The following is a 15,518-nucleotide window of genomic DNA, read 5'->3' as shown; positions in this document are numbered from 1 at the left end:
GCCAAAGTGCTGGAATGCATAGGCCTTTGAAGCCCCAGAGGTCCCGGTCTATGCGACTTTAGTAGGGTGGGCGCTCCCGGGGGCCTTCGTTAACATGGCGCCACGGTGCTCAGGGAACCGAGCAGGTCACGGGAAACCGCCTACCGGTTCGCCAGACAGGGCATCGCGCGAAAGGTCGGATTAAAGAAGGGCCGCCGGGACAGCGCCCAGAAGCCCCTATCCCCAGAGGAGGAATGCATGAGCTGGACTACCCCGAAAATCGTCGAAATCTCCGTCGGCATGGAAATCAACAGCTACGCCTGCGCGGATCTTTGATTCTGCCCCCGACGGGAGCACGATAGAGGCCGGGATCGCTGTCGGACGCCCGTTCGGCGGAGCCCCGGCCTTTTTCTTTTGTTGATCGCCCCGGTGCTTGGCGGCCGGCGGCTCTCCCCCATGCGAGGAGCATGCGGTTGTGGCCGGACGGCTGACACGGGGCCAGCCTTGGGTCGAGGGGTGGTGCTACAGGTCCTGGTACTGGGCGCCGCGGCCGGCGGCGGCTTTCCGCAGTGGAACAGCAACAACGAAGCTTCGCAGCGTGCGCGGCGCGGCGATCCGCTGGCGCGCCCGTCGAGCCAGTCGTCCGTGGCGGTTTCGGCCGACGGCGACAACTGGGTGCTGCTGAACGCTTCGCCCGACCTGCGCCAGCAGATCAACGACAACCGCCCGATGCATCCGCGCGCCGGGGTGCGGCACAGCCCGATCCGCGCCGTGGTGCTGACCAATGGCGACGTCGACCACGTGACCGGCCTGCTCACCCTGCGCGAGCGGCACCCACTGGCGGTCTATGCCACCGGGCGCGTGCTCGCGGTGCTGCGCGACAACACGATCTTCAACGTGCTGAATCCGGAATTCGTCGACCGCCGGCAGATCCGCCTGGGCGAGGGCTTCCGGCCGCAGAGCAAGGAGGGCGAGGATCTCGGCGTCGTCATCACGCCCTTTGCGGTGCCCGGCAAGGTGGCGCTGTACCTGGAGGACGACAAGGCCGGCGACGGCAACTTCGGCACCGTCGAGGAAGACACCATCGCGCTGAGGATCGAGACCGGCAGCAGCAATGGACACGGCCCGCGCCGCTTCCTCTATGTGCCGGCCTGTGCGCAGCCTTGCGACACCCTGCGCACCGAAATGCAGGGCGCCGACCTGATGATGTTCGATGGCACCCTGTGGCAGGACGACGAGATGCGGTTGCAGGGCGCCGGCAGCAAGACCGGACGCCGCATGGGCCACATGAGCCTTTCCGGTCCTGATGGCACGCTGGCGACCTTCGCCGACAGCCCCGTCGCCCGCAAGGTGTTCATCCACATCAACAATACCAATCCGATCCTGCTGGCCGACTCGCCCGAGCGGGCCGCGGTGGAGCAGGCGGGCTGGGAAGTCGCCTACGACGGCATGGAGATCACGTTATGACCCCGGCATCTACTTCAGCGGCTTCGCCTGCCGCAGATATCGTGACTCCTCTGGCGCCGTCGCCTTCCGGGGGGCGCCTGCTGTCGCGGGAGGAGTTCGAGGAGCGCATCCGCCAGATCGGTGCCGAGCGCTACCACTCGCTGCATCCCTTCCACAAGCTGTTGCACGGCGGCAGGTGCAACCACGGCCAGGTGCAGGCCTGGGTTCTGAACCGCTACTGCTACCAGAGCCATATCCCCTTGAAGGACGCGACCATTCTATCGCGTATGGAGGATCTCGAGTTGCGCCGAGAATGGCGCAAGCGCATCGAGGACCATGACGGATCGGCCCAGGGCGAGGGGGGTAACGAGGGCGGTATCGAGCGCTGGCTGGTGCTGGCCGAGGGCGTCGGCCTGGACCGTGCATATGTCGTCTCCGGCGCCGGCATGCTGCCGGCCACGCGCTTTGCGGTGCAGGCTTACGTGCACTTCGTGGGTGAGAAGTCGCTTCTAGAAGCCATCGCTTCCTCGCTCACCGAACTCTTCGCGCCGAAGATCCACAAGGAGCGTATCGCCGGCCTGCTGGAGCACTACGACTTCGCCAATGAGCGCACCATCGCCTACTTCAAGCGCAGGCTCACCGAGGCGCCCGACGACGTGAAGTTCGGCCTCGACTACGTGCTGCGCGAGGCGCGCACGCGCGACCAGCAGGAACAGGTGCTGGCAGCGGTGCGCTTCAAGACCGACGTCTTGTGGGCGCAGCTCGATGCGCTCTACCATGCCTATGTGTCGCCCGGACACATCCCGCCCGGCGCTTTCGTGCCGGAGGGCTGCGTGCCGGTGACGGAACTGGATCTCTAGCGAGGCGACATGGCGGAGCGCATCACCATCACCGAGAAGTCGGTGCCCGGCCTGCCGGTGGGCGTGAAGCTGCGCTTCGACAAGCAGCGCGACCAGTGGGTCATCCTGGCGCCGGAGCGGCTTTTCGTGCTGGACACCATCGCACTGGAGATCGTCAAGCGCTGCGACGGCGCCGCCTCGGTGGGCGAAATCGTCGACGACCTGGCGGCGACCTTCGCGGCGCCGCGCGACGTCATTCTGAAGGACGTCGGCGCTCTGCTGCAGGACCTCGCCGACAAGCGGATACTGGCGGCATGAGCGATCTCGGTTTTCCTCTCGCCATCCTCGCCGAGCTGACGCACCGCTGTCCGCTGCAGTGCCCCTATTGCTCCAACCCGCTGGCGCTGGAGGCGGCGAGCGCCGAACTCACCACCGCGCAGTGGCGGGCGGTGATCGAGGAAGCCGCCGACCTCGGCGTGCTGCAGATTCACTTCTCCGGGGGGGAGCCGACGGCGCGCCGCGACCTGGAAGAGCTGGTCGCGGCCGCCTCGGCGGCGGGGATCTACACCAATCTCATCACCGCCGGCGTGCTATTGAGCCGCGATCGTCTTCAGGCGCTCGTGAAGGCGGGACTCGACCACGTGCAGCTCAGCTTCCAGGACAGCGAGGCAGCGGGTTGCGATCGTATCGGCGGCTATCAGGGCGGCTTCGCCAAGAAACTGGAGTGCGCGCGCTGGGTGAAGGACAGCGGCCTGCCGCTGACCCTCAACATGGTGGTGCATCGCCAGAACCTGGCGCATCTGGAGGACCTGCTGACGCTGGCCGAGGACCTCGGCGCACAGCGCGTCGAGATCGCCCACGTGCAGTACTACGGCTGGGCCTACCTCAACCGCGCCGCCCTGATGCCGAGCCGTGCACAGCTGGAAGACGCGACGGCGGTGGTGGAGGCGGCGCGCGAGCGCCTCAAGGGGATCATGGTGATCGACTACGTGGTGCCGGACTACTACGCGCGGCGTCCGAAGTCCTGCATGGGCGGCTGGGGCCGCCAGTTCCTGAATATTTCACCAGCGGGCAAGGTGCTGCCCTGCCACGCGGCAGAGTCCATCACCAGCCTGACCTTCGACCGCGTGACCGAGCGCGGCCTGCGCGACATCTGGGAGAACTCGGAAGCTTTCAAGGCCTACCGCGGCACGGCGTGGATGCCGGAACCCTGCCGCTCCTGCGAGCGCAAGGAGATCGACTGGGGCGGCTGCCGCTGCCAGGCCTTCGCGCTGACCGGCGAGGCGGGGACCGTCGATCCGGCCTGCGCAAAGTCGCCGTTGCACGCCGAGATGCAGGCGCTGGCGACGGCGGAGTCCGGCAAGGACGTGCAGGACTTCACCTACCGCACCCGAAAGGCCGGCGAGGCGGCGGCGCAGAAGGTACCGGAGACGCTCGTCTAGCTCAGCCGGTTAGTTCAGCGGATTGGAGCCGTCACGCAGGCGGAAGCCGCCGAAGCCCAGTGCCTTCGCCTTGTCGAAGTCGGCTTTGGCGCGTTCGCTTTGCGCGCCGCGCTGGTAGGCGGTGCCGCGGTTGGAGTAGGCGCCGGCGAAGCCGGGGTCCAGGAAGATTGCCACGCTGAATTTCACGATGGCGTCGTCGTACTGCGCGGCCTGCAGCAGCTTGCGGCCTTCGTCGTTGAACCGCTTCGCCAGCGCCGCGGTCGTCAGGCTGCCGCTGTCGAGTTCCTGCCGATAAGGCGCCAGCTCGGCGTCGATCCGCCCCTGCGCTTCGGCGGAGGGGCCGGCTTCCGGCGCCGCTTCGGCGTCTGGCGGCGGCAGGGCGGCGACTTGGTCTTGCGGCTCGACAGGCACCGGCGCGGCGTCGAGGGGCTTCAGCTTGGGCGGCGCCGGCGGTGGCGGCACGATAACCTTTTCCGCGACGAGTTCTGGTGCTGGTGTTTCCTCCGGCCCGGCACCCAAGTCTGGCAAGGGGACGGGGAGGGGCGGCGGCATGGTGTCCGCCGTGGCGGGCTTCACCTTGGCCGCGTTCAAGGCCGCGAAGGCGGCGGCGACGCCGCGCAGTTCGTCCAGCAACGCCGCGCTGGGCTCCGGCGCACCGGGCGCCACCGCGAAATCCTTGTACCGGCGGATAGCCTCGGTGGTATCGGCGTCGACGATGCCGTCGACCGGCCCGGGGTCGAAGCCGAGGTCGCGCAGCAGGGTCTCCATCTCCGTCAGTGCCGCCGGGTCGAGAGCGCGCGCCGGGGCGGCCGCGAGCAGCAGTGCGGCGGTGGAGAAGAGCAGGAGCGAGAAGCGCCGAGACCCGACCATGCGGCCATTCTACCGCCGGATGAGCCGGAATCGACCCCCTTAAGCGGCCGGACTCAGGGGCTTGGAGTTCGAACCATTTTGGCCGGCATTGCCCGCTGGGCCAGCCAGTCCCGCGGCGCCAGGCCGAACTGGCGCTGGAAGGCGCGGGCCAAGGCCGTCGGGCTGGCGTAGCCGGCCTCCGCGGCCACCGCCTTGAGGGGCCGGCCGGCCAGCAGCGCCTGCTTGGCAAGCGCCAGGCGCAGGGTGGTCAGGTAGTCGCCGGGAGAGACCCCGACCCGGGCCTTGAAGGCGGCGGCGAAGGTGGAGCGCGACATGCCGGCGATCTCCGCCAGGCGCTCAAGATTCAGTGCACGCTCCGGCGCGCCGTGCATCGCGGACAAGGCGCGCGCCAGCCTGGGCTCGGAGAGCCCGGCTAGCAGGCCCCGCTCCAGCGTTCCCCGCGCGATGCAATGGCGCAGCAGCATGATCAGCAGAAGCTCGATGAGCAGGTCCACCGCCGCCCGCTGTCCGAAGTCCTCGCTGAACGCTTCGTCGAAGAGCCGCTGCAGCACCGGCGCCAGGCCGTCGAGGTCATCCAGGGCGATGACCAGCAGGTCGGGGAAGCCGAGCAGCAGCAGCTCCGCCTCCGGGCTGTCGAAAGCGAGTTGGGCGCAGATCAGATCGGCGCCGGCGGCCTCGTCGGCGTCGATGCGGTGCCCCGTGGCGCGGGCGAAGAGGATGAGACTGGGCCGCGCGATGCGCAGCGGCGGCTGGCCGGCTGCGCGCAGTTCGACCGGGCCACGGCGCACCAGGTGCAGGTGGCCGCCGTTTCTCCCCACGTAGTCCTGGGTGCCGCACAGGCGGCCGGAAAAGAACACGCTGGCGCCCAGGCTGTGGCGGTTCAGCCAGGGAAAGAGGGCGGCATCTTCGGACGAACGGCGTGTTTCTTCGGACAACAGGTCAGGCCCGCGTCGCTAGGTTTTGCTCAAGGGCCGGCGCGCGCCGCCCGAGAGAAACCGAGTTCATTTTGGAGTGAAACGTCATGTCGAATATGATCAAAGCTTTTCGTAGCGCCCTGTTGTCGGCGTCCCTCGCCGTCGCCGTGGTGCCGGCGATGACCGAAGCCGCCGCGGCGGTCGAGGAAGTGAACATCGTCGATGGATATGCCGTCCACGGCTACGACGTGGTGGCCTACTTCACCGAGGGCAAGCCGGTGGCGGGTAACGATCGCTTTACCGCCGCGTACGACGGCGCTACCTACCGCTTCACCAGTGCCGCTCACCGCGATGCCTTCGTTGCCGCGCCGGCCAGGTATGCCCCGCAGTACGGCGGCTTCTGCGCTTTTGGCACCGCCATGGGCCGCAAGTTCGATGGCGATCCGACGGCCTGGGCGATCGTCGACGACAAGCTGTACCTGAACCTCAACAAGGACGTTCAGGCCAAGTGGAAGACGAACGTTCCGGGCTTCCTGCGCGGCGCGGAGAACAACTGGCCGCGCATCCGCCCCCTCGCCGACGCGCAGCTCGAGGCTGCGCCGCCGGCGGGCGTCACCCTGGGCGCCCAATAACGTCCGACAGCCTAGTCCAGCAAGGACCTGGAGACCGGCTCCGCCTCTGGTCTCGGAAGCCCGCCCTGGGCGGGCGGCCTGACGGCATGCGGTGTTTCCCCGACACCGCATGCCGTTTCTCGTTGGGTATGGAGCGGAGCGACCGCTACTCCGGCATGGTCGCGGTGATCTTGATCGAGGCATACCAGGCCGAAAGGTCGGCGATGTCCGCATCGCTGAGATCCTTGGCGACCACCGACATGATCTCGTGCTCGCGCTTGCCGGAGCGAAAAGCCTTCAGCTGGGTTTCCAGGTAGATCCGGTTCTCGCCGGCGATATGCGGGGCGATGGGAATCTTCGCGATGCCGTCGATGCCGTGGCAAGTCTGGCATTTCTTCGCCTTCTGGCGCCCGGCGGCGGCGTCGGCCGCCCAGGCGCTGGATGTGAGTGTCGTGACGGTAAGGCAGGCGATGGCGAGGGCCGCGAAGGCCGTTGCCGGCAAGCGAGTCGTCGTCGCAGTCATCGGAAACGTTCTTCCTTGCGTGAACAAGAACGGCGGCCGGGTTGAACCGGCCGCCGTTGCCTTGGGTTCCCGCGGCTTACTGGCCGTAGGAGATGCGGTAGATGGCGCCGGCGAGATCGTCGGACACCAGGATAGAGCCGTCGCGCAGCTCGGCGATGTCGACCGGCCGCCCGAGGTACTCGCCGTTCTCATCGATCCAGCCGTCGGCAAAAACCTCCGTCTCTCCGACCGAGCCGTCCTCGTTGACCGCCGTGAACATCACCCGCGCCCCAACCGGGGTGGTGCGGTTCCACGAGCCGTGCTGGGCCGAGAAAATGCCGCCGCGGTATTTCGCCGGGAACTGCCTGCCTTCATAGAAGTCCATGCCGAGGTCGGCCGCGTGGGCCTGCATGGCGACCGCCGGGAAGACCACGTCGGCCGGCGGCTCCGAATCGCTGTACTCGTTGGTCCGCACGTCGCCGCCGCCGTACCACGGGAAGCCGAAGTGCTGGCCCTTGGCGGTCTGGCGGTTCAGTTCGCCCGGCGGGATGTCGTCACCCATGCCGTCGACCTGGTTGTCGGTGAACCACAGCTCGCCGTTGGCGGGATTGAAGTCATGACCGACCGAGTTGCGGACGCCGTAGGTATAGACTTCGCGGCCCGTGCCGTCGGTGTTCAAGCGGATGATGCCGCCGATGCCCTCCTGCCTGTAGAGGTCGAGCTTCTCCGGCGCGGGTACGTTGAACGGCTGACCGAGCGAGATATAGATCTTGTTGTCCGGCCCGATTTTGCAGACGCGCGCCGTGTGGTTGTAGCTTTCCTCCGACACCGGAACCAGCTTGCCCTGCGGCACGACCTCGAAGGCCGCCACGTCGGGGCTCTCGTAGAAGAACTCGGCCGCCGGGTAAACCAGCACACGGTTCTGCTCGGCGATGTAGAGGAAGCCGTCCTCCGAGAAGCAGGGCCCGTTGGGGATCGAGAAGTCGATCGACGGCGCAAAGCGCTTCACCTCGTCGGCGACGCGATCCTTGTTGCGGTCGGTTACCGACCAGACGTCGGTCTTGCGGGTACCGACGAAGGTGACGATGCCCTGCGGGCCGACCGCCATGTGGCGGGCATCCGGCACGACGGCATAGAGCTCGATCTTGAAGCCGTCCGGCAAGTTGATCCGCTTCAGGTTCTCGCGGATGCCGGCGGCGTAGTCGCCGCCCTGTTCGACGACCTTGAACTCCTTCACGCCGGTGGTCTGGAACTGGCCGAGTTTCTCCAGATTGCTTTGTGCGAGCGCCGGCGTCGCCACCATCAGGGCGGCCAGCGATACGAGGGATAGAGCTTTTCGCATATTAGACTTTCCTCCCGTTAGCTTGTTGTTATGGCGAAAGCCTAACGGGTTTGCGGAACGGCAGGTAGTAGGAAGATAGTTGATACGGGGCCGCTAACACTATGGCGCGCCAAGTGGTTTGCCCGTCATACCATTGGTCATACCAATCCGGGGGTCGGACGGCTAGTCGGGCTGACGGTCGCTCTCGGCGGGACGGCTTTCGGGGCGCGTGGCGACGTAGAGGGCGGCCAGCGCGATCACCGCGACGGTGACGAGGATGCTGGCCAGGGACAGCGGCGTCACGGCGACGATGCCGGCGGCGATGAGCATGCCGATGAGGGCGCTGGCTTTCGCCTTGCGCGCGATGACGCCGTGACTGAGAAACGCCTCAACCGCGGGCCCGACGCCGGGCCAGGCGAAAATCTTGCGGGCCATGGCGGGGCAGCCCTTCGCGAAGCAGCCGGCGGCGATGATCCAGAAGATGGTGGTCGGCAGCACCGGCAGCATGGTGCCGACGAGGCCGATGGCGAAAAAGGCGTAGCCGGTGCCGGTCCAGGCCCAGGCCAGGCGCCGGCGGGCGGCGGTTTCGCGGTCGTCTCGGGCGGCGGCTTGGCTGGTCATGCTGGCCTTGGGATCTCGTAGGGGCCGCTGGAATCCGGTTCGATCCAGGAAATAGGCCGCTTCGACCGTTTTACCAAGCCTTTCTTTAGATTGGATTGATGGCGCATCCGGGCCTTATTGGCGTTGCCAAGCCGGCTCCCGCGCAGCATCTTGCCAGCGTCTTGCGAGGCCGCCTCGGCAATGCCAGTAAGGGGCCGGTCCGGATCTAAGGGGGAAACGCAATGCCGCGCCTGTTCATCGCCAGCGCCGTCCTGCTTACGCTCGCCGCCTGCGCGGCGCTGCAGCCGGCGGGACGCTACAGTTCCGCCATCCTGCCGCCGGAAATCCGCGCCGAGTTGCAGGCCGGCGACGGCGCATTCGCCCCGGACCAGATGTATGTGAGCGAAGCGGTGGAGGGGCGCAGCTTCGACAAGGTGATGATCGATCCGATCATCTTCTTCTCGCCTCTGGAGGCGCCGCGCAGCATCAGCCCGGAGGACCGTCAGACCCTGCTGAACAACTTCCACATCCTGATGGGCCGCGAGTTGGGCAAAGACTTCCTGCTGTCGACCGAACCGCAGCGCGGCACCGTGCGCGTGCAGTTCGCCCTGCTGCCGGTGACCCAGGAGGAAGTCGCCATGGATACCGTCGCTATGGTGGCTCGGGAAGACCCGGAAAAGCAGATCGTGGTGGATACCCTGGCCAGCCCGTTGACGCCAAGCGCCGACCTGCTGGTCGAGGCGCTGTGGACCGATGCCGTCACCGGCGCGGTGCTGGGCGCCACCGTCGACCGCCATTTCGGCCAGGCCAGCTTCAACGGCGACTCGTTCAAGAGCTGGGCCGATGTGAACCGCTATCTGGAGGCCTATGCGGTGCTGGTGCGCTACCGGCTGTGCCGCTTCCAGGGCCACGACAACTGCGTGGCGCCGCCCACCCCCCTCGGCTGAAACGAACGGGATCCGCGCCGGAGGGCTCTCTCGTGCAACCCGTGTCGCCGCCGCGTTACCCATAAGCGTTCGCGAAAACCGCAGCCTGGGCTATACTTTAGCGCATACGGGGGCTTCTCCCGAGTCTGCCGAGCATCAGGGGCCGCCTGCAGGGCCCCCCGGCTTGGCCGCAAAGGGGAAGCCAGGGTCGCTTCGGGGGAAGTGATTTGGCCTTTCTTGACAAGCTTGCCGGCAGCATGCTGCGCGGCCAGGGGTGGTCGCGCGGTTCGCCCTTGCTGAAAGCCTGCGTTGCGGCCGCCGCCTTGATCGCGGCGGCGGAGCCGGCGGTCAGCCTGGCCCGGCGGGCCACCATCGATCAGATCCTCGACGAGCTGCGTGCGCAGCAGCACTTCGACCTGGGGCAGGGGATCGAAGCCTTCCAGAACGGATTGGAGCGGCTGCGCCAGGAGGGCGCCGCGGCGCGCCACGCCGCCTTGGCGACCCTGACCAAGCTGAGCGCCGATCCGGCTGCGGTCGACCTGGTGATGCGCGTCGCGCAGGCCGTCGCCAAGGCCGACGGCCCGGCAGGCCCGGAGGTGCGCGCCCGTGTCGCCGAGATCGCCGCCGCCCTTGGCGCTGCCGAGCCGGTCTTGCATGACAGCCTGGAAAGCACCGAAGCGCGGCCCGGCCGTGTCATCGTCGTCGGCAACGAAAAGGGCGGTACCGGCAAATCGACCACCGCCATCCACCTCGCCATGGGGCTTGCGGGCAGGCTTGCCGGGGCGCTTGAGGAGTCGCGCGCGGGCGCGGAGACGGCGGCGTTGGCAAGGGTCGCCTGCCTCGATCTCGACAGCCGCCAGGCAACGCTGTCGCGCTTCTTCGCCAATCGCGCCAGCGCAGCGCGGGACCGCGGCGCACCGCTCGTGGTGCCGCGCTATGCCCGGCTCGAACCGGCGACGGCGCACGGCGCCGAGACGGATGGGGCGGCGGAGCGCGACCGCCTGCGGCAGGCGCTTGCGGAGCTGGCGGATCACGACGTGGTGGTGATCGACACGCCCGGCTTTGCCTCTCCGATGGCCCAGGCGGCGCACGCCCTCGCCGACGTTCTGGTGACGCCGATCAACGACAGCTTCGTCGACATCGATGCCCTGGCCGACATCGATGTCGAGCGCCGCGAGGTGCTGGCGCCGGGTCCCTACAGCACCTTTGTCTGGCAGCAGCGCGACCGCCGCGTCATCGCCGGTGAGACGGAGTTCGACTGGATCGTCGTGCGCAACAGGATCCGCACCCTGGACAGCCGCAACACGCGGGAGATGGCCGGGCTGCTGGAGATCCTGGCGCGCCGCCTCGGCTTTCGTCTGCAGCCCGGCTTCAGCGAGCGCGTGGTTTACCGTGAGCTGTTCTTCCGGGGGCTCACCCTGCTTGATCTTTCGGAGGCCGAGCTGCCGCGCGGCAGCCGCGCCAGCTTCCGGCATGCCCGCCAGGAGGTCGTGGACCTGGTCGATGCGGTGACTACAGCGGCAGGCCGTAGTACCACGGGGCGAACAGAGTAAAGGCGATCCAAACGAGCAGGATCAGCGGTGTGCCGACCTTCACGAAGTCCATGAAGCGGTAGTTGCCCGGCGTCATCACCACCAGGTTGGTCTGGTAGCCGATCGGCGAGGCGAAGGAGCAGTTGGAGGCGAAGATCACCGCCACAGCGAAGGGCTCCACCGGCACGCCGAGCACATGCGCGAGATCGACGGCGATGGGCGTGAACAGCACCGCGGTCGCCTTGGTGCTCAGGACGTTGGACAGCAGCGCCAGCAGCAGGAAGAAAGCGGAGAGGACATGGCCCGGCTTGGCGCCTTCCATCGCACCCTCCAGCAGCTCGGCCAGGAAGGTGGCCCCGCCGGTTTCCTGCATGGCCGCGCCCAGCGCCAGCGCCATGGCGATGGTCAGCACGATCTTGCGGTCCAGCACGCGGATTGCATCGTTCAGCGTCAGGATGCCGGCGGCGATCATTGCCGTCGCGCCGCAAAAGGCTGCCAGCGCGATCGGCACGACGCCGAAGGACGAGGTCACGATCACCGCCAGGAAGATCAGCGCGGCATTGCGCTTGTGCTCTGGTGTCACCAGCGGCTGGCGCGACCATTCCATCAGCACCACGCTGCGCTCGCCGCGCAGGTGGTCGATGTCTTCCGGCCGGCCCTGGATCAACAGCACGTCGCCGTCCTTCAGCGGGATGCGGGTGATGCGCTCGCGCAGCATGCGGCTGCGCCGCTCGATGCCCAGCACAATGCAGTGGTGCCGGTAGCGGAAGCCGATCTCCTCCAGCGTGCGGCCGACGAGTTCGGACTCTGGGCGCACCATGACCTCGGCCTGGATCTGCCCCGGCGCGGTCCAGGGCGCGCGCCCACCGCCGGTGTCGGCCTCCGCATCGTCGCCGTCGCTGCGATAGGCATTGGCCATCAGCTCGGGATGCAGCAGTTCCGGCTCGCCCTTGGCAAGTTCGCCCAGCGCCTGGCGGGTCGCCGCGATGATGACCAGGTCACCGGCCTCCAGGGGAAGATCCTCGAAGGGCGGCACCATGGCGCGCTCGCCGCGCTGAATCATCAGGACGGTGATGTTCTTGAGGTCGGGAAAGATGCCGCCGACAGGCCGCAGGCCGACAAGACGCGAGCCCGGCGGAACGCTGATCTGGGCGACGAAGTGGCGGCTGCGCTCCTCCACCACGCCGGCCAGGGGCGCGCGGTCCGGCAGCAGGCGCGGGGCGACGAAGAAGAGATAGAGCAGGCCGGTGCCGGCCAGTACAAGGCCGGGAATGGTGAAGTCGAAGAAGCCGAAAGGCTCCTCGCCGAGGTCGTCCAGTTCCAGCGAGACCAGGAGGTTGGTCGAAGAGCCGATCAGCGTGGTCATGCCGCCCAGCACCGAGGCGAAGCTCAGCAGCATCAGGTAGCGGCTGGGCGACTGGCGGAAACGCCGGGTCAGCGCCTGCATGATGGGGATGAAGAGCACCACCACCGGGATGTTGTTCAGCACGGCGCTGAAGGCAACCACCACCACCAGCATGAGCGCGATGGCGAAGGCGCGGTTCTGCCGCGTGAAGTGGATGACGGTGTTGGCGGCGTCGTCGAGCACGCCGGTGCGTGTCAGCCCTTCGCCAAGCACCAGCAGCGCGAGCACGGCCATCAGCGCCGGGTTGGCGAAGCCGGAGAACAGGCGGCGCAGGTCCAGCAGGTCCCCGCCGCCCGGCCCCAGCACCGGGAAGAAGTGGAAGAACAGCATCAGCGCGGCGATGACCGCCAGCGCCGTCAGTTCGATGGACAGCGCCTCGGTGGCCAGCACCGTCAGCGCCACGACGATCAGCAGGAAGAGCACGCCCATTTGAAAGGGCGCCAGGAGCGCGGGATCGATCATTGGACTGAGCTAGCCGGGCCGCCGGTCGAAGACGAGTGCCGGGGACGGCACGGCCGCCTTTGCCCGGCCGGTCGCGGGGGCCGCGAAGGGAAGTGAGGGAGAGCCCCGCAAGGGATTGCCGTTGCCTGCCGTATCGCTTGAACGCAAGGAAGACCGCCCGCTCTGCTGCCGTAACGAGGGGGCGTTTTCCGCCCCCGGGACTTCTTGAGCCCGCATTCTACATGAAAATGCCCGAAGTCAGCAGCGCATAGACGCCGGCCAATACGGCCATGGAAATCGCCGTATAGGCGAGATTCCACTTCCAGGTCAGCTCGACGCCGCTGTAGCCGGAGGCGCGCGCCAGCATCAGCGTGCCGGAGGCAAAGGGCGCGCCCAGGGTGCAGACCGCGGTGCCGGCGGCAATCGCTAGCACCACGCTGGTGGGATCGGCGGGCACCGCGCCCAATTCGGTCACCAGGCTGCCGAGGAAAACCGCGGTGGTGATGGGGCTGAGCGCCACCAGGCCGAAGAACCACACGGTAAGCGACAGCAGGGAGAGGAAGACCCAGCCCGGCATCTCGGCGACCGAGAGGACGCTCGCCACCTGCTCCGCCGGGACCAGCGCGGCGGCCAGGGTGCCGATGAAGCCGGCGGCGCCGAGCGAGACCGCCTCGCGCTGGAACGACGGCAGGCCGACCGCGGTGACTCCGGCGAGGCGGCGCAGCGTGGCGGCGGCGCAAGGCCGCAGGGCGACGGACGCGACGGTCGGCCCGGGCGGTTGCTGCTGCATGAAGACCCAGACCAGCAGCACGATAGGCGCCGCCAGCATGACGCCGCCCACCAGAAGCACGCCGCCCCAGGCGGTGAACAGCAGGGTGAGGCCGAACAGCAGGGCGCTGACGGCCCCGAGTCGCAGCAGCGCGGCGTGCGGAAAAGGCAGGTCTTCGCGCTGCGGCAGCCGGCCGCGGGAGCGCAGCCGGCGGCGCAGCGGGAGCCAGCGCAGGGTGTCCTCGGCCCAGCCGACCGCCAGCATCAGCACCGCCAGACAGATGCCGGTGACCACCAGCCGGGCGGGATCGACGCCGGGAATGAGGGTCGGCAGGATCGCCTGGGTGACCGCTGTCGGCGCCCAGAGAAGGAACCAGGCGAAGCCGCGCAGCAGCGCGGTGAGCTGGCGCCGCTCGCGCAGCAGGGCGATCTCGTCCAGATCTTCGCGCTGGCGGTGGTCGCCGCGCACGCCGCGCTGGATGATCGGTGCCAAGAGGCTGAGCGAGCCGAGATTGATCAGCACGGAGAAGAAATGGGCGCCCAGGAAGACGGCGAGGAAGCGCCGCTGCGGCGGCTGCTGGGTCACGTAGGTGCCGCACTGCAGGACGGCGGGCGAGGTTATGCCGCCCTCGCGCAACAGGCCCATCAGCAGGATGAAGGCAGCGAGGAAACTGGCGCGGTCGAGACCGTGCAGCGCCAGTTCCCAGGGCTGAGGCTGATAGATCCAGGCGAGTGCCAGCAGGGCGCCGCAGAGGGCGAGCAGGTATCCCTCGCGCAGGCGCAGCCGGCGCCAGCCGATGATGGGCACGCCCAGCAGCAGCACGTGGCTCGCCATTTCGGCCAGCGGCGCTTCGGCGAAGAGCACCAGCAGTTCGCAGCCGCTCAGCGCCAGCAGCCAGGGGCCGAGCAGCAGGTTCGGTTCGCCGACCGGGCGGCTCAGCCCCGCGCCGCCGGCGGCCGGTTTCACGAAGCGGCGTCCCGGCGCGGCACGAAGCGGACAGCCGCGGCGAAGCGCTCGCCCGGCTGCAGTACCTGCAGGCCGGTGTCCCCGCGCTCGGCGGCGAGATTCACCGCATCGGTGCAGTGGCTGACCGGCTCGGCGCAGAAAAAGTTCTTTCCCGCGGGCGTGTAGACCACCAGGAAGGACAAGGCCGCGTCCGCCTCCAGCGTGAGGCTGGCGCGGCGCTCCGGCCAGTCGATGACCGCGCGGCCGGCAAAGCCGGTGAAGCCGTTGTCGAGCGGCGTGGCGTCGGGCGAGACGCCCCCGCTCAGGTTGGCGTCAAGAAGTTCGGTCGGCATCACCTCGGCGTCGGTCGCCCACATTCCCTCGACCGAGGCGGTCAAACGGCAGGCCGGCGTGCGCGGGAAGTAGGGATGCAGGCCGAGGCCCGCGGGCATTGCCGTGTCGCCGGTATTGGTCACCGCGAGTTCGACGGTGAGCGCGCCATGGTGCAGCGAAAGCCGTTGTTCGGCGCGGTAGGGCGCGGGCCAGTCGCTGCCGTCGTGCTCGTAGAACAGAGCGAGGCTGGCGCTGTCCTGCGCCATCACGCGCCAGGGCAGTTTCCAGCCGTGCCCGTGAATCGTGTGGGGCGCCGGCGCGAAGTTGGCTTTGAGTTGGTGGTCCCGCCCGGCGAAGCGGAAGCGTCCCTGGCGGATGCGGTTGGAGTAGGGAACCAAGGGAAAGCAGGCGCTGTCGTTGGGGGTGAGGTCGGCGCCCGGCGGTGCCGGACGCAGCCAGTCGACGCCGCCGCCGGCGGTGTGCCAGCGGAATGCGGTGATGCAGCCGCCCTGGGCGGGGGCGACCTCAAGCTCGGCAGGGCCGTCGCTGAGACGGATGCGGGATGGGTCTGGGCTTTCGCGCATGGCGGCGCCGGTCATCCTTTGAGTGGGCTTCGTTGGATCGGCTTTGCTCGGTCGGCGCC

At 68.2% G+C, this 15,518-nt stretch carries 16 protein-coding genes; 8 read left to right on the top strand and 8 right to left on the bottom strand.

The window, feature by feature from the left end:
* Positions 1 to 237: 237 nt before the first annotated feature.
* The 5 genes from pqqA to pqqE all read left to right on the top strand — a co-directional run bounded on the left by pqqA (position 238) and on the right by pqqE (position 3,706).
* Positions 238 to 315, top strand: a complete 78-nt coding sequence (pqqA, locus tag WDC82_RS25195) for a pyrroloquinoline quinone precursor peptide PqqA (RefSeq protein WP_367576131.1) — start codon at positions 238 to 240, stop codon at positions 313 to 315.
* A 183-nt stretch (positions 316 to 498) separates the two neighbouring features.
* On the top strand, positions 499 to 1,446 hold the full coding sequence (pqqB, locus tag WDC82_RS10355; protein ID WP_340117770.1) for a pyrroloquinoline quinone biosynthesis protein PqqB: 948 nt from the start codon (positions 499 to 501) through the stop codon (positions 1,444 to 1,446).
* Positions 1,443 to 2,285: a pyrroloquinoline-quinone synthase PqqC gene (gene pqqC, locus WDC82_RS10350; RefSeq protein ID WP_340117224.1), complete on the top strand. Its 843-nt coding sequence runs from the start codon at positions 1,443 to 1,445 to the stop codon at positions 2,283 to 2,285. Before pqqB ends, pqqC begins: the two co-directional genes overlap by 4 nt.
* Before the next feature lie 9 nt (positions 2,286 to 2,294).
* Positions 2,295 to 2,582: a pyrroloquinoline quinone biosynthesis peptide chaperone PqqD gene (gene pqqD, locus WDC82_RS10345; protein ID WP_340117223.1), complete on the top strand. Its 288-nt coding sequence runs from the start codon at positions 2,295 to 2,297 to the stop codon at positions 2,580 to 2,582.
* Entirely contained in the window at positions 2,579 to 3,706 is a 1,128-nt protein-coding gene (gene pqqE, locus WDC82_RS10340; RefSeq protein WP_340117222.1) for a pyrroloquinoline quinone biosynthesis protein PqqE, read from the top strand. Before pqqD ends, pqqE begins: the two co-directional genes overlap by 4 nt.
* Positions 3,707 to 3,715: 9 nt before the next feature.
* Here pqqE and WDC82_RS10335 read toward each other — a convergent pair whose 3' ends face one another.
* Positions 3,716 to 4,576: a peptidoglycan-binding protein gene (locus tag WDC82_RS10335; RefSeq protein WP_340117221.1), complete on the bottom strand. Its 861-nt coding sequence runs from the start codon at positions 4,574 to 4,576 to the stop codon at positions 3,716 to 3,718.
* A gap of 53 nt (positions 4,577 to 4,629) precedes the next feature.
* Positions 4,630 to 5,511, bottom strand: a complete 882-nt coding sequence (locus WDC82_RS10330) for an AraC family transcriptional regulator (RefSeq protein WP_340117220.1) — start codon at positions 5,509 to 5,511, stop codon at positions 4,630 to 4,632.
* 86 nt (positions 5,512 to 5,597) lie between these two features.
* Between WDC82_RS10330 and WDC82_RS10325 the strand changes: the two genes are divergently transcribed.
* On the top strand, positions 5,598 to 6,122 hold the full coding sequence (locus tag WDC82_RS10325; protein ID WP_340117219.1) for a YHS domain-containing (seleno)protein: 525 nt from the start codon (positions 5,598 to 5,600) through the stop codon (positions 6,120 to 6,122).
* Positions 6,123 to 6,267: 145 nt separating this feature from the next.
* Here the strand turns inward: WDC82_RS10325 and WDC82_RS10320 are convergent, their stop codons facing one another.
* From WDC82_RS10320 to WDC82_RS10310, 3 genes are all read right to left on the bottom strand, one after another.
* Positions 6,268 to 6,624 (bottom strand): cytochrome c, encoded by a 357-nt coding sequence (locus tag WDC82_RS10320; RefSeq protein ID WP_340117218.1) that lies wholly within the window; start codon positions 6,622 to 6,624, stop codon positions 6,268 to 6,270.
* Positions 6,625 to 6,700: 76 nt separating this feature from the next.
* Complete coding sequence (locus WDC82_RS10315; protein WP_340117217.1) at positions 6,701 to 7,945, bottom strand: PQQ-dependent sugar dehydrogenase; 1,245 nt, start codon at positions 7,943 to 7,945, stop codon at positions 6,701 to 6,703.
* A 162-nt stretch (positions 7,946 to 8,107) separates the two neighbouring features.
* Positions 8,108 to 8,545, bottom strand: coding sequence for a YbaN family protein (locus WDC82_RS10310; RefSeq protein WP_340117216.1), 438 nt, complete (start codon positions 8,543 to 8,545; stop codon positions 8,108 to 8,110).
* Between the two features lie 221 nt (positions 8,546 to 8,766).
* On the opposite strand from WDC82_RS10310, the gene WDC82_RS10305 reads away from it, so the two are divergent.
* Positions 8,767 to 9,471 carry a DUF3313 family protein gene (locus WDC82_RS10305; protein WP_340117215.1) on the top strand — a complete coding sequence of 235 codons (705 nt, stop codon included), beginning with the start codon at positions 8,767 to 8,769 and terminating at the stop codon, positions 9,469 to 9,471.
* 206 nt (positions 9,472 to 9,677) lie between these two features.
* Positions 9,678 to 11,003 carry a division plane positioning ATPase MipZ gene (locus tag WDC82_RS10300; RefSeq protein ID WP_340117214.1) on the top strand — a complete coding sequence of 442 codons (1,326 nt, stop codon included), beginning with the start codon at positions 9,678 to 9,680 and terminating at the stop codon, positions 11,001 to 11,003.
* On the opposite strand, the gene WDC82_RS10295 is transcribed toward WDC82_RS10300, so the two are convergent.
* The 3 genes from WDC82_RS10295 to WDC82_RS10285 form a co-directional block, all read right to left on the bottom strand.
* Positions 10,963 to 12,849, bottom strand: coding sequence for an SLC13 family permease (locus tag WDC82_RS10295; RefSeq protein ID WP_340117213.1), 1,887 nt, complete (start codon positions 12,847 to 12,849; stop codon positions 10,963 to 10,965). The two genes, WDC82_RS10300 and WDC82_RS10295, sit on opposite strands and share 41 nt — an antisense overlap.
* A 217-nt stretch (positions 12,850 to 13,066) precedes the next feature.
* Positions 13,067 to 14,563, bottom strand: coding sequence for a hypothetical protein (locus WDC82_RS10290; RefSeq protein WP_340117212.1), 1,497 nt, complete (start codon positions 14,561 to 14,563; stop codon positions 13,067 to 13,069).
* Positions 14,560 to 15,459 carry an aldose 1-epimerase gene (locus WDC82_RS10285; RefSeq protein ID WP_340117211.1) on the bottom strand — a complete coding sequence of 300 codons (900 nt, stop codon included), beginning with the start codon at positions 15,457 to 15,459 and terminating at the stop codon, positions 14,560 to 14,562. Before WDC82_RS10285 ends, WDC82_RS10290 begins: the two co-directional genes overlap by 4 nt.
* Positions 15,460 to 15,518 lie beyond the last annotated feature (59 nt).

This window comes from Pelagibius sp. 7325 (assembly GCF_037652055.1).
Lineage (GTDB): Bacteria > Pseudomonadota > Alphaproteobacteria > Kiloniellales > Kiloniellaceae > Pelagibius.
This window is presented reverse-complemented; position numbering and strand designations above follow the sequence as displayed.

Coding starts and splice junctions, on each gene's coding strand:
- WDC82_RS10295 (WP_340117213.1), bottom strand. CDS start 12,849: ATGATCGATCCCGCGCTCCTGGCGCCCTTTCAAATGGGCGTGCTCTTC.
- pqqA (WP_367576131.1), top strand. CDS start 238: ATGAGCTGGACTACCCCGAAAATCGTCGAAATCTCCGTCGGCATGGAA.
- WDC82_RS10320 (WP_340117218.1), bottom strand. CDS start 6,624: ATGACTGCGACGACGACTCGCTTGCCGGCAACGGCCTTCGCGGCCCTC.
- WDC82_RS10315 (WP_340117217.1), bottom strand. CDS start 7,945: ATGCGAAAAGCTCTATCCCTCGTATCGCTGGCCGCCCTGATGGTGGCG.
- pqqE (WP_340117222.1), top strand. CDS start 2,579: ATGAGCGATCTCGGTTTTCCTCTCGCCATCCTCGCCGAGCTGACGCAC.
- WDC82_RS10305 (WP_340117215.1), top strand. CDS start 8,767: ATGCCGCGCCTGTTCATCGCCAGCGCCGTCCTGCTTACGCTCGCCGCC.
- pqqD (WP_340117223.1), top strand. CDS start 2,295: ATGGCGGAGCGCATCACCATCACCGAGAAGTCGGTGCCCGGCCTGCCG.
- WDC82_RS10325 (WP_340117219.1), top strand. CDS start 5,598: ATGTCGAATATGATCAAAGCTTTTCGTAGCGCCCTGTTGTCGGCGTCC.
- WDC82_RS10285 (WP_340117211.1), bottom strand. CDS start 15,459: ATGCGCGAAAGCCCAGACCCATCCCGCATCCGTCTCAGCGACGGCCCT.
- WDC82_RS10335 (WP_340117221.1), bottom strand. CDS start 4,576: ATGGTCGGGTCTCGGCGCTTCTCGCTCCTGCTCTTCTCCACCGCCGCA.
- WDC82_RS10310 (WP_340117216.1), bottom strand. CDS start 8,545: ATGACCAGCCAAGCCGCCGCCCGAGACGACCGCGAAACCGCCGCCCGC.
- pqqC (WP_340117224.1), top strand. CDS start 1,443: ATGACCCCGGCATCTACTTCAGCGGCTTCGCCTGCCGCAGATATCGTG.